12 protein-coding genes are annotated in these 14,098 nt (G+C 22.1%); 5 read left to right on the forward strand and 7 right to left on the reverse strand.

The window, feature by feature from the left end; translation table 4 throughout:
• The first annotated feature begins 297 nt into the window (after positions 1-297).
• Positions 298-1,143 (forward strand): hypothetical protein, encoded by an 846-nt coding sequence (locus tag AACK81_RS02310; protein WP_338962185.1) that lies wholly within the window; start codon positions 298-300, stop codon positions 1,141-1,143.
• 129 nt (positions 1,144-1,272) lie between these two features.
• Here AACK81_RS02310 and udk read toward each other — a convergent pair whose 3' ends face one another.
• The 6 genes from udk to AACK81_RS02340 all read right to left on the reverse strand — a co-directional run bounded on the left by udk (position 1,273) and on the right by AACK81_RS02340 (position 5,776).
• The gene (udk, locus tag AACK81_RS02315; RefSeq protein ID WP_174481256.1) at positions 1,273-1,896 is read right to left on the reverse strand and encodes a uridine kinase; all 624 of its coding nucleotides are present in this window, start codon (positions 1,894-1,896) and stop codon (positions 1,273-1,275) included.
• Between the two features lie 16 nt (positions 1,897-1,912).
• The gene (ruvX, locus tag AACK81_RS02320; RefSeq protein WP_281749598.1) at positions 1,913-2,338 is read right to left on the reverse strand and encodes a Holliday junction resolvase RuvX; all 426 of its coding nucleotides are present in this window, start codon (positions 2,336-2,338) and stop codon (positions 1,913-1,915) included.
• Positions 2,339-2,455: 117 nt separating this feature from the next.
• On the reverse strand, positions 2,456-2,596 hold the full coding sequence (locus tag AACK81_RS02325; RefSeq protein ID WP_338962192.1) for a hypothetical protein: 141 nt from the start codon (positions 2,594-2,596) through the stop codon (positions 2,456-2,458).
• A 183-nt stretch (positions 2,597-2,779) separates the two neighbouring features.
• Entirely contained in the window at positions 2,780-3,442 is a 663-nt protein-coding gene (locus AACK81_RS02330; RefSeq protein WP_338962194.1) for a hypothetical protein, read from the reverse strand.
• A 116-nt stretch (positions 3,443-3,558) separates the two neighbouring features.
• Positions 3,559-4,509, reverse strand: a complete 951-nt coding sequence (locus AACK81_RS02335; RefSeq protein WP_338960236.1) for an IS30 family transposase — start codon at positions 4,507-4,509, stop codon at positions 3,559-3,561.
• 76 nt (positions 4,510-4,585) lie between these two features.
• The gene (locus AACK81_RS02340) at positions 4,586-5,776 is read right to left on the reverse strand and encodes a hypothetical protein (protein ID WP_338962196.1); all 1,191 of its coding nucleotides are present in this window, start codon (positions 5,774-5,776) and stop codon (positions 4,586-4,588) included.
• A gap of 543 nt (positions 5,777-6,319) precedes the next feature.
• Between AACK81_RS02340 and AACK81_RS02345 the strand changes: the two genes are divergently transcribed.
• Positions 6,320-6,739, forward strand: a complete 420-nt coding sequence (locus tag AACK81_RS02345) for a hypothetical protein (protein ID WP_338961431.1) — start codon at positions 6,320-6,322, stop codon at positions 6,737-6,739.
• A 152-nt stretch (positions 6,740-6,891) separates the two neighbouring features.
• Here the strand turns inward: AACK81_RS02345 and AACK81_RS02350 are convergent, their stop codons facing one another.
• Complete coding sequence (locus tag AACK81_RS02350) at positions 6,892-8,139, reverse strand: ISNCY family transposase (RefSeq protein ID WP_338962198.1); 1,248 nt, start codon at positions 8,137-8,139, stop codon at positions 6,892-6,894.
• Positions 8,140-8,696: 557 nt separating this feature from the next.
• Between AACK81_RS02350 and plsX the strand changes: the two genes are divergently transcribed.
• The 3 genes from plsX to AACK81_RS02365 are packed head-to-tail and all read left to right on the forward strand — an operon-like array spanning position 8,697 to position 14,033.
• On the forward strand, positions 8,697-9,725 hold the full coding sequence (plsX, locus tag AACK81_RS02355; protein WP_338962200.1) for a phosphate acyltransferase PlsX: 1,029 nt from the start codon (positions 8,697-8,699) through the stop codon (positions 9,723-9,725).
• Between the two features lie 28 nt (positions 9,726-9,753).
• Positions 9,754-10,473 (forward strand): ribonuclease III, encoded by a 720-nt coding sequence (gene rnc, locus AACK81_RS02360; RefSeq protein WP_174481262.1) that lies wholly within the window; start codon positions 9,754-9,756, stop codon positions 10,471-10,473.
• Positions 10,474-10,475: 2 nt separating this feature from the next.
• Positions 10,476-14,033, forward strand: a complete 3,558-nt coding sequence (locus AACK81_RS02365; protein WP_338962202.1) for an ABC transporter permease — start codon at positions 10,476-10,478, stop codon at positions 14,031-14,033.
• The last annotated feature ends 65 nt before the right edge of the window (positions 14,034-14,098 follow it).

The following is a 14,098-nucleotide window of genomic DNA, read 5'->3' on the forward strand; positions in this document are numbered from 1 at the left end:
TTTTTATTAAAATTTGACTTATAGAAAATAAATAAATATAATTATTTTTATAAAATTTATAGAATTTTTTGACCGATACTTTAATTTTTAAAGTAAACAAGGTTTAACCTAGATAATGTGAAATATAAAAATATAATGGATAATAAAAAATACTACTAATTATTTTTCTTTTATAGTAAGTTCTAGTAAGCATATGATATCGTTTGTTCATTTTAGTTACTAGAATTATTGATATGTACTTAAAAGAAGAAATAATAAAAATAACTATTTTAAAAAAAGAATGAAGGGGATAATATAATGAAAAAAATATATGATAATTATCAAGATACTAACTTCAATTATAAAAATATAATATCAACAAAAAATGTAAAACAAACACAGGATGACAATGGTAATTTGTATTATACAACTTTTGATAGTTCTGATCTTCATACACCTGGACAAAAAATTTGAAAATATAATATCAGTACCAGAGATAATGAAATTTATTGAGAAAATAAAGAATTCAAAGTAGGTTCTTTTCACATGATAATTGATATTAAAGGTAATATTTATTTAACTTCTGCTGGTGGAGCACTAATTCTTAATAATAAAAATCAATCTAAAACTATGCCATTAGTTTCAGGTATGGTAACTGATATTATTTATTTGAAAAATAATATTTATGTATCAACTTTTGATGGCTTTTATAAATATAATATTAATACTGAAATTACTGAAAAAATAAATTTACCAAACAATCTAATAGTTAATTCTATATTTATTGATAAAAATGAAAATATTTATCTTGCTATTTATAGATTTATAAATAAACCTATAAGTTATAGTGTGTTAATTATAAAAAAAGGTCAATCTGAAGCCAAACCAATAATTGGAGATGATTTTTTTAACATTAACGATACAATGTGAATAACAGAAATAAATAGTAAAATATATTTTTATAGTTTAAATTTAGCAAGTAAAAAAGCAAAATTATATTATAGTGATTTAGATAGTAATAAAGTAAATTATGTATTAGATTTATCAATTAATGTTCAAACATTATTTAATTTAAATAATGAACTTGGTTTAGTAACACATGAAAATGGAAATACAGTAATTGAAGTTTTAAATATTGATAGTATAGAAAAAAATATGAAATAAAAAATAGTGTTTATGAGCAAGTAATGCAAATACAAAAATTTAATATTTTATCTCTTCTAAATGAAGACAAAATTGATTATTTAAGTTGATAATCTTCTTTGTTATTCTAAAAATTAAAGCTTAAAGCAATTATTTAATAATTGCTTTAATTTTAGTAGCAATAATATCAATAGCTACAGTATTATGAAAATCAAAAGGAATAATAATATCAGCATAACGTTTAGTTGGCTCAACAAAAGCATCATGCATAGGTTTAACAGTTAATGCATATTGTTGTAAAACACTGTCAAGAGTACGATTTCTAAAACTAACATCTCGTTTAATTCTTCTTAGTAGTCTAGTATCACTATCAGTATCAACAAAAATTTTGATAGTAGATAATTCACGAATAATAGGATTTTCTAAAGCAAAAATACCATCCAGAATGATAACATCACCCGGACCAATAATCTCAGTGTTTTTACTGCGACTATTGATTTTAAAATCATAAATAGGCTCTTCAATAGCATTGCCGAGTAATAATTGTTCTAAATCATGAATTAATAATTTCATATCAATAGCATTAGGGTGATCAAAATTAGTTTTTTTTCTTTCTTCAACTTTTAAATTACTAAGGTCATGATAATAATTATCCATTTGTACAAAAATGACATTTTTTTTATTACAAGCTTCAGCAATTTTTTCTGCTACTGTTGTTTTTCCTGAAGCACTGCCGCCAGCGATAGCGATTAAATTAATTTTTTTATATTTCACATTTATCTCCTAAAATTTAAGATTGAGTTATTTTATCAAAGTATGATTGTAAAATAATAGCAGCAGCCAATTGATCTTTAACTTGTTTTCTTTTATTTGAAGAAACATTAGATTTAATTAATATTTGCTGCGAAGAATAGGTAGTTCTTCTTTCATCTTGTAAAACAATATTTAGTTTATCATTATTTTGTGTTAATTTAAATTTATCAATAAAATTTAAAACAATTTTTGCGCTGGGGCCGACTGTGCTATCCATGTTTAAAGGATAACCAAAAACAAGAATATCAGCATCATATTCTTTAATAACATTTTGGAGTTGGATAATAGCATTATTAAAATCATGCTCTGGGAAACGAATAGTTTTTCAAGAAAAAGCAATTTTTCCTTCACCACGAGCAAGTCCTAATGTTTTACTACCTAAATCAATGCCTAAATATTTCATAAATTTATTATACTTAATATTTTTTTTAATTTTAATAATATATTAATTTTATAAAAAAATATTTTTTATATTGTAAGTATAATAAAAATGTATTATGTCTATAAATTTTTATCTTTTTTATATTGTTTTTTTCTTCTGCAATTCTTTTTCTTTCTTTTTCAGCTTCTTCAATTCTTTTTTTAATCTTTCTTCTTCAAATTGTTTTTTATTTTCTGAATCTTGTTTTCTTAACTTTTCAATTTCCTTATCTTTATCCATAATAAAAAGATCCTCTTTTCTAATGTTAAATTTTGGATTATTTTTTTCTTTTTTTTAAAAATATCCATAAATTAGTATAAATATTTTTTAAAAAAAAATATATTTTTAAGTTATATTATGAATTAAACAAATAAAGTCATTTTTTTGTTTGATAATGGAAATTGATCTGAATCATAATCAGTGCTATTTATTATCTTTTGTCTTGAATTTTTTTATATTTGAATATATTACTTTATAAGCCTTATTTACTTCATTTATACTATCTTGCATTTTTATTACTTCTGATTTATTAAAAATTGGAATATTACTATTATTTTCTAATTCTATTAATTTTTCTTCTAGTAAACTTATGTTTGTTTTATGAAAATATCTAATTTTTTTTATTAAAGTTTCAAAACTAAAGATTTTATAAAAATTTGAAATAGAAAGAGAAATCATTTGAGAACCTGTTGCTAAGAAAAAAAATAATCATGTTTCTCATTTTTTTAATTTTAATTCAAGTAGATCATGAGATTTTGTAACTTCATATTTAGTAAGTAGTGTTGTTGTTTTAGTAATATTAGTAAAAACAGCATTGAAAAAAAATAACAAAATTGCCATTGAAAATTTTCCACAATTTGATTGTTTTGTAATTCAGTTTGAAATTATTTGAGGACAAATATTAGTTTTAATTTTTAATGTTTCTAATCCTCATTTAAATATATAATTAACTGGTCGTATAGAAAAATAAGTGATTGTATTTGCTAATATAATATTTGGTTTAGTAAAATATTTAATTCAATCACTTATTTTAAAGTTTTCTTGTATAGCATTTGCTATTGCACCTGTCATTATAGAATGTGCCATTAGTCATGTTACTGATTCTAAAAATAAATCAAATAATGAATAATTTATTCTTTCTTTTCATTCTAAAGTATCTAAATTTGTTTTTTTTAATTGCTAAATTGTAAAGGTAAGTGCAACTAAATTATTTTTCTATCCAAATATTCGATTGGTGAAAGATAATTTAGTATTTTTCTTGGTCTTTGGTTTAAAGACAATATAAATTTATGAACTTCATTTTTATTAGTTTTTGAAAAAATAAATTTTTTAGGAAATTTTTCTCTAATTAAACCATTAGTATTTTCATTAGTACCTCTTTGTCAAGGTGAATATGGATTGGCAAAATAAATTTTTATATCTAAATTTTTTTCAAGTTGTTGTCAATTTGAAAATTCTTTGCCACGATCAAAAGTAATAGTTTTAACAATGTTTTTAGGAAGAATTGATAAATAATAACTAACATTTTTATTAATAACTTTAGTAGTTCTGTTTTTAACTAATATTGCTAAAGTAAATCGTGATACTCTTTCAACTAAAGTTATTAAACATGATTTGCTTTTACCTCGTGATGATACTATAGTATCTCCTTCTCAATGACCAAGTGTTATACGATCATTAACATTTATATCTCGTTCTTTAATTGATTTACCATTAAACTTGCCACGATTTTCTTTAGATTTTCGTTTTTTACCTTTTCTTCTTAAATTTTTACTAGTAACTTTATCAAGCATTCCAAAATAAATTCAAGTATAAATTGTTTTAAAACTAATAACTCACTCTTTATGAAAATTTTTAATTCTGCCATAAATTTGTTCAGGTGATCAACCTAATAGTAATTTTTGTTGTACATATTTTACTAAATTCTTATTTTTAAACTTATGAAAACTAATATGTGATTGTTTTCGATTTTCAGCTTTATTTTGTGCAATTAATGAAAAATAATGATTATTATCTTTATTTCTATTAATTTCTCGAATAATAGTACTAATACTTCGATTAAGATTTTTAGCTATTTCACTAATTTTAAATTTAAATTTCAATTGATTCTCAATATAAATCCTTTCATCTATGCCAAGATGTTTATAACTCATATAAAAACTCCTTACTTTTTTCTAAACTAAATTTAGCATTATGAAATTTTTATATGAGAATTTTTTGCAATTTTATTTACTTGCACTTACAAGTATAACTCAGCAATTTATTTAAATTATCAATCACTTTGTTTGCCGAAGATGTTAATTCTTTTATTATACTATTATCAATAGGCTTCTTTAAACAATTAAAGTCACTAATTTTTTCAATTTCTTTTTTAAAATTTGGATGATATTCAAAATCTGTAGATTTTGGAATATTATTAAATTTTTTTATTAAATTATTAATACGTTTTATTCGTGACATATTATTTTTTAATTTTACTTCATTTTCTTCATATAAAAGGGTTAAAAATTCATGTTTATATTTTTCAAATGGTTCAATAGGAATTTTTTTAATTTTAAAATCATTTATTGGATTACTTTTTTGACTTTGGATTATATTTAAAATTGTATTTCTTGATCAATCAGCAATTGCTGAGGTAAAAAATGTCGTTAAAATAGTATCAATGAATATTGTGAAATAGTTTTGTTTATTTTGAAATATTCCATAAAAATAATCTTCTGATGTATATTCTTGCTCATCAAAAATATATGTAGAAATTATTCTTTGTGCATTTTTTCCAGTAAATGCAATATAAACTAGTAGTAATCCTAACAATAAATTAGGTAATGTTTTTTTAATTTTGGCATTTATTGAAATATTGCTAGACGAAGTAGGATTATCAATAATTTTTTGTATATTTGTTAAATACTGATATAAATTTAATAAATTATCATAATTAATATTAATACTTAATTCTTGATTAAATGAGGTAATATTTTTTATAAACATATCTATATTATTAATAGAATTTATAGTAGCGTTTTCTAAAAAATAATAATATTTTGGATCTGATTTTTCGCCTCCTTTAACTTTGATAGGAGAGGAATCTAAAAGTTTATTATTGTTTAGGTCATCTGATAATTTGTCAATGTTTTCATATTTTTTAACGTGTTTATATAATTTATTATCTTTAATTAAAAATATTTCAAAAATAATTTGACTATTTGGAAAGACAATTCTTTTAGTTCAACATTTAAAATCATTTTTGTTTTTGTCATAAATTGTCATATACGATTCATAAATAACTGAATCAAGTTCATTAGATTTATTTCTAATTTCAGTTTTATATTTTCATTCTCCTTTATTATTTTTTCATTTCTTTGTTTTTCCACCAAAGCGATTATTATTTTTTGTTAATTTTATTTTTTTTAAATTTATCATTTTTACTCCTTTTTAATTACAAAAGTTTTATTTAATATAATGTTAATTTGTTATTAATAACAGTAAGTATATATTTTAAAAAGGATCATATTCTTTTAACAAGATCCTCAAAAGTAGTAGTATTAATTTTTTTGAATTAGTTTTACTACAAAAATTTATAAGTATTTCAAAATGATATCCAAAAAATAACTGTTTATAAGTAAAGTTTTTAGTTGTGTTATTAATTTTTCCCCAATGCCTTCTTAGATATATAATAAGAAGTAACTAAATTCTAAAGTTTTTAAAATAAAATACAATAAAAATTATTTTTATGTCAATATCGAGTGAAAATTTCCCAAAAATATTTATAAAAAAATAAATTATTTTGGAAAGTTACAGTGTTAAATAAATATAAACACGAATTCCAAATAAACGTTAAAAATTTAGCTTTAAATTTTGATTTGCGAACTTTTTTTTGTATAATTTAATTAAGTTTAATATAAGTTTTTAACTCATTGCTTTAATTTCAAAGTAAATGAGTTTTTATTTTGAAAGGATGAAAAAATGAATAAAAATTTACAAGAAGAATATGAATGAATTAATAGAGAATTGAAAAAAATAATTATTGATAAAAATCAATTTACTCCAGAAATTATTAGTAATAGAGTTAATTTAGCTCAAACTACTATTGTTGATATTAATGAAAATTTAAAAAAACAAAAGATTAGCAAATTTAAAAAAATTAGTTATTCAATATTGAAAATATTTACTTTTGGAAAAATTGATAAAAATAAAATAATTAAAGAAAAAAATGATTTTTTTATAAAAATATCAAAAGAACTTTTTGGAAATATTAAAAAAGTAAAAGAATTATATATAAGAAAATCAAATAGTGAAATAAATATAGATGTTAATAAAATTAATAATGTAACTTTAAATAATTTATTAATAAATCCGACTAAATCAAACTTACCACAAATGTAAAAACGAGAGATTGCAATTACAATTTCTTTTATATTTAAAATCAATTTTAGAACACCAAATTTGCTCATACGCAAACGTTTTAAAATTTTATATGGTTTAGTATTTATAAAATTAAATATCTTATAAAATAGATTTTTAATTTTAATTCAGAATTATTGATATCCATATCTTCAAGGATGATTTTTATTGGGTATATAAACTTTTTTAGTTTTTATTAAATTTTCTTTTATAATTGGTTTTTGTGCTATTTCTTTTAGTTCATACATTTGATTATTGTAACTAAGATATAATTCATTAATAAATGATTTAAGTACAATTACATCAGTTCTAGGTTGTATGTATTGAACTTTGTTATTTTTATAAGGAAAATACTTTTTACCATAATATGTTATGGTTGAACCACTATCTGTTTTTCTTTTAGAAAATCTTGAAAGATAAATATTGATTTCTTCCTGTGTAGGAGCTTTAACCATAGCAGATTTAGTATCATCAATAGGAAAGGCAAATTGTTTATTAAAAGTACTTATGTATGTTTTAAGAAATTTGTTAGCTTCTTCTAAATTTCTAATTTTATTAAGTCGTAATTCACTAATTAAACGACTTTGAAGTGTTCCAAATAAGCGTTCAACGCGACCTTTAGCTTGCGGAATTGAAGTTCTGATTATTTCAACACCTAAATCATTATAGGACTTTTGAAATTGAGTATAAGTGTCATTTTCTGTATTTATTTTTCCTGCATCAACTTTTTTCTTATATCCAAAAACTGTTCTATTATCGGTATAAAATGTTTTTGGTATTCCATAATTAGTTAAAATTTGATAAAAAATATTATAATAACCATCTAATGTTTCTTGATGATCAAATCATAGTCCAACAATATTTCCTGTAGCATCATCAATTGCAGCATGTAAAAATGATTTTGGTTTATCGTTACCAAATCAATGATGATTACTGGCGTCCATTTGAATTAATTCACCAAAATTTGTTCTTCGATTTCTTGTTGGATGTAAGTTATTTTTTTTATTTTTATGTCTTTTTGGTGAAGTAATTTTTTCTTTAATTAATATAGTATAAAGTGTGCTATATGAAATCTTAATTTTTTCTTCATTAATTAATTTCTCATGAAAATGTTGAAAATTAAAATTATAATATTTTGTTTTATACAAGTTTATAATCTTAATTTTGATTTCAAAATTTGTTGCCTTATTAGAAATTTTATTACGAGATTTATGAATAAAATCAACTTTACCTTCTCTATTAAAAATTTGAATTAATTGGTTAATTCTTCTAATAGTTAGATTAAGTTTATTCTTGGCTTGATGTTTAGATAATTTATTAATAATAATATCATTTATAATTTTGTATTTATATTTTTCTTTCATAGTCATACTTCTTTCCATATTTATCACCAAGTATATTTAACTTCACTTTTGGAAAATTTTTACTCGATAACTAATAGGAAATTATCACTAAATAATGACATAAATTATTTTTAATTAACTTTATTTTTATTTTTTATGAATAATAATCAATTTAATAGTGTTTATTTTATAAATAAAAATAAACACTATTAAATGTTTTAATATTTTTTTAATTCTTTGATTATTTTTGATTTTAGTAAAATTATGATAAGATATTTTTATATTTATATTAGTTTTTTGCTTTTAAAGTTTTTTTTATTAATAAAATAAATAAAAGGGTTTTGGTCTTTAAAAAAAACTGGTGTAAATAAAAACAATTATTTAGAAAATTAATATCAAAATAATTAGAGATAAATTGTTTTTTAACTTTTTACTAGCAAATAATGAAATATTCATATTTAAAATAAATAAATGCAGTATTAGTTGGATTGTTAATCTTAAGGAATTAAAAAAATTAACGTATAATTAAATTATCAATAATATAATATAATATTATTTAAGGTTTCTTAAATTATTTTTTGTTTTTAGGAGGAACTATGAAAATTGCTTTTGATGTAATGGGTTCAGACCATGGTAGTTTGCCCGCTATTGCTGCAGCGTTAGAAGTTATTAAAGAATTCAAAAACGTTGAAATTTGTTTAGTTGGTGATGAAAAACAAATTAATGGAAACTTGCAGATTTTATTAAAAAATAAGCCATTATCATCAAGAATAACAATACTAGCAACAACCCAAGTAATAACTATGAATGATGGTCCACTCGCTGGTATTAGAATGACTGATTCTTCTATGAATCAAGCCATTCAGTTAGTTAAAAATAAAAAAGCAGATGGGATTCTAACTTCGGGTTCAACTGCTGCCTATCTTGGTGCTTGTCATTTTTTATTAGGCGAAATCAAAGGCATTAAACGTCCGGCATTCATGCCAATTATGCCTACTTTAATAAAAGATCGACAAGTAGTATTATTGGATGTTGGAGCAAATATTGAAAACACTGTTGATGAATTAATTAATTTTGCATTAATGGCTCATATTTATTGTCAAACTATTCAAAATATTTCACGTCCTAAAATTGGTTTATTAAATATTGGCATTGAAGAAAGCAAAGGTCCAGAAGTAACTAAAGCAACATATGCTAAACTAAAACAATTAACACAAAAAAATGAAAAGTTAAGTTTTTTAAATTTTCACGGTAATATTGAACCACGAAATGTTTTAAGTGGTGATGTTGATATTATTATTTGTGATGGTTATTCAGGTAATATTGTTTTAAAATCAGTTGAAGGCATGGCATCATTATTATTTACATTAATTAAAAATGGTTATAAAAAAAATTTATGAACTAAATTTTTAGGTTTAATGTCAATTGGTATTTTTAAAAATATTAAAAAGACTTTTGATTATAAGAATACAGGTGGTGCTCAATTAATAGGTATTAATGGCATTGCTTTTAAAGCACATGGATCTAGTGATAAAAAATCTTATTATAGTACTTTAAAACTTTTAATTCGTGCTATTGAGCAAGATGTTACTAATAAAATAGCTAAACAAATTCAAGAATTATAATTTATAAATAAGTATTAAGGAGAAAAATATGATTAATATTGAACATATTTTAAAATCGAGTATTTTAGAAAAAATTAAATCTAATCGTAATTATCGTGAAGCGTTTACTCATCGTTCTTTTTCAAACGAACATAATTTAGATTATTCATATGAGCGATTAGAATTTTTGGGTGATTCGATTTTAGGGGAAAATATTTCAACTTACATTTGGCACTTATTTCCAAATAAAGATGAGGGACAATTAACAAGTTTACGTAGTAAAGCAGTTAGACAAGAAACATTGGCAGCAGTGGCAATTGCTCTAGGATTACAAGATTATTTATTTTTGGGAAATGGTGAAAAAAATACAGGTGGGCAACAACGCGAAAGTATTTTATCAGATGTTTTTGAATCATTTCTTGCTGCAGTATATCTTGATTTAGGAAATAGTGCCGTTAAAAAAATCTTAGATTTAACTTTATTTGAATTAATTAAAACTAATCAGTTAGAAACAATTATTGATTATAAAACTAAATTACAAGAATTAGTACAGGCAGAAAAAAGAGATCCTATTAATTATAAAACTATGGAACAAATTAAAAAAGATAATATTACTTATTTTATTGTTCATGTGTATTTAGATAATAAAATACTAATGGGGAAAGGAGTAGGAACAAATAAAAAGAAAGCTGAGCAAGAAGCAGCAAAGTCAGCTTTAGCAAAACTGTCAAAATCTAATTTATTAATAAGTGATCATAAGAAGGGATAATCATGTTTAAATTATTACGTAATTATATTCGTGAACAAAAAAACAATTTATTACAAATGTTTGGTTTAGGTTTTTTAGTAATGATTATGATTATTGCCTTTTTATCATTAAATTTTTCTAATAATTATTTATTTGAACAATATGTTAACGATATTGCTCATAATGAATTTAACCAATATACATTTTTTTCACCAGTGGAATATGTTAATTTTGATGGAAAATATAATGAAAAAGATAAAAATGGTTCTTATTTAAATAATATTAATTATTATCAAAAAGATAATATTATTGATAAAGAAAAGATGGCAAAAGCTACTTTTCAGTTAACAATACCAGATGCTACTAGACCTGATATATATCGTTTTACTTTTTATGGAGGACTCGCTAATAGTAAAGAATATTTTGCTATTGGTGATAGTTTTTTTAATGATACTAGCCATAAATATATTGATTTTAAAATTAATATTCCTATTAATTATCCATCTTATGATACTCATAAAGCAACGATAGAACAATATGCTAATATTCTAAATCAATATCTATATGATCCATTACATCCAGAAAATGCAACAAATTTTATGATTACTAGTGAAGCTGCTTTACAGTTTTATAATGATAATTTTAAAGGAAAAACTGAGTATCCATATGCTAATCGAAACTATAGTGAAATAGATATTAAAAATGAAGCTAAGTTATATGAAATAATGTCAATGGGAATGTTATATAAAGATATTGAATGACAACATGCTGTTATGGTCCGTGATTTATTAATTACTAGTAAAAATTTTGCTTTTATTGAAACAGGACCTGAATATATTGTTAATAAAGCAATTATTGTCAAAGATGGTGGCCCAAGTTTAACAGAAAAACCATTACAAGATAATGAAATTTTAATTTACAAACATTTTGCTGAACTAAATAATTTACATATTGGTCAAAATTATGTAATTGCTGGACAAACGTTTATTATTCGTGGTTATGCTACAAGCTCATTAGCAGCATTTGTTGGTCGTTATTTTGGTAATTCACTTGATTTAAAAAATAATACTGTTGCTTTTACTAATGGTAATACGATGCACAAAGTTGAATCTGATTTAAAGGCATTTAGCAGTAATATTGATGATTTTTTTTTAGGTATTAATCCTGACTTGGCTAAAAATATTGATTCACAAATAAATAATGAATGAATTTATAATTATCTTCATGCAACTTATAAAACACCTACTGATATAGCAAGTACAAAATATTATAATAATGGTATTGAATATAATAAAATAGTTTCACCTTTAAATATCAATAATCCTAGATTTTATACTAGTATGCAAGAATGATCTTTTAGTTCCATTAATAATAGAATTAATGTTATTGAAGAGATTTCTAGTTTATTTTTAATTTTAATTTTTATTGTGACTACTATTATTATTTTTATTATTACTTTTAAAATGATTGATCGTAATAAAAAATTAATTGGAATTTTAAAAGCAACAGGATATAAAAGTTGACAATTAAGTATATCATTAGTAATTTCAATTATTGCTCCTTTATTTATTTTTGCTATTATTGGTGTTTTAATTTCGATTCCAGTTGCGCATTATTTAATTTATATTACTAATATTAGTACTGTTGCCTTAATTAGTTATGGTTGGTATTTTAATATTGTTACTGCTATTTTATTACTTGTTATTCCAATCATTAGTTTAACTTTCATTAGTTTTTTAATGGTATTATTCTTATTAAGAAATAAACCCTTAGATTTAATTACTAATAATATTTCAAAACAAAAATATAAAATAAATATTAGTTCAACTTTTACTTTTATTGCAAGATATGTGATTGGTAGATTTAGTTATCGTAATAAGTTGGCCGTTACTACTTCACTACGTAGTTTTGGTAAAACATTAATTATGTGTTTTACTAGTATTTTTGCTGCAACATTAGTATTCTTTGCGCTTGCTGCTAGTGGTTTAGTTAATAATATGTTAGGTTCACAATTTGCGGGAACTAATTTTAATTATCAAAATGGTTATCAATTTGATGATAATATTAAAACTAACTTTATTAATAACGAAAATAAATTAATGTATCAATTTAATAGTGTTGATAATATTAAAAGTAAAATTTCATTATATCCAGAATTATTAGCGGCAATTAAACAATTTGATCCTCTTAATCCTAATAAATCAATTGTAATTAATGTTCAAAATCGTTATATTATGGGTAGTGAATTATTAAAAATAAAACAATGAATTGATGCTAATCCATCAAAGATTCCATCAATAATTAAGAATTTTTTAGAAAAAAATAAAATATTATTTAATTATTTAACCAATAATAATGGTAAAAACAATACTGATTTATTGATAAGTTTTGGTTTAATTCCTTATGATGAACAGTATGAAGTACCATACACACAATTAGAACTTGATAAGGCTAATCTGTTACTTCCTAATCAGCGTGGTGCTGTTTTTGATAATGATACACAAACCTTATCAAAAGAATCTTTTAAAAATTGAAGTGCACCAAGAACTGCTTATGGTATTGATGATAGTTTAAGTGATTTTTTATCTCTAAATTTTAGTATAAGTGATTTCTCTACTTTTAGTAAATTAAATTTAACTGATATGGAAGTTTCTAATAATTGGCAAGATAAACAATTTATTAATATTCGTAATCATTTAATTCAAAAATTAGGAATTAAAAATCCAGATAGTAGTGCTGTTCAATTTATTCCAATGGCTACTTCTGCTTTACCTTCGGTTGTTAATGTTTATAATGGTGGAGAACAACTTAATAATAGTGTTATTTATAGGTATAAAGGATTAGATAATCAAACAAAATATATAATTGGTGTTGCTTATGATTATATTAATAAATTAGATCCAAAAATAATAGTAATGCCCAAACTTTGACTTAATGAGATTTTATTTGGTAGTAAAAGTGATTTATTAGAAAATAATTTTGCTAATAGTAAATTAAGCAAATTTACTGATAATGAGTTTAAACATTACTTACCAATTATTAGTAATAAAAATGATTATAATATTGATTTAGCACAAATTTCACACTCAGGATATTTGGAAAGTAAAGGTATTAGTACTTCATTATCATTGGTGTATGATATTAGTAATTTACGTAGTATTATGAAGAATAATCAATATAGTTTACAAATAATAATTTCATTTTTTGGTATTTTTAGTGTTACATTATCACTAATGATTATTGTTATTGTTACTAATATTAGTGTTCGTGATAATTTAATATTAATTAATATTTTACGAAGTTTAGGTTATACTGCATTAGAAGTTTCTTATAATTTCTTTCTGGTAATAATACCTGCATTGGTAATGAGTAGTTTGGTTGCTGTTTTTATTGTTCCTTCTTTAGTAATGGTACTTTCTAATTTATTAGCAACTTTTGCAAAAATCGCATTTCCTATTGTTTTTCGTTGATGATATTTTGCATTGATGATTAGTATAAATATTTTAATTTATTTAGTCTCATACATTATTACTTGAAAGTTAAACGTTAATAATAAACAATTAATGACATTAACTAAATAATATATAATCTGGTTTACTGCTTAAAATAAAAAATTACACATTAAAATGTTTTAATTTTAAAAATA

The organism is Spiroplasma endosymbiont of Lasioglossum villosulum (assembly GCF_964020195.1).
Lineage (GTDB): Bacteria > Bacillota_I > Bacilli_A > Mycoplasmatales > VBWQ01 > Spiroplasma_E > Spiroplasma_E ixodetis_A.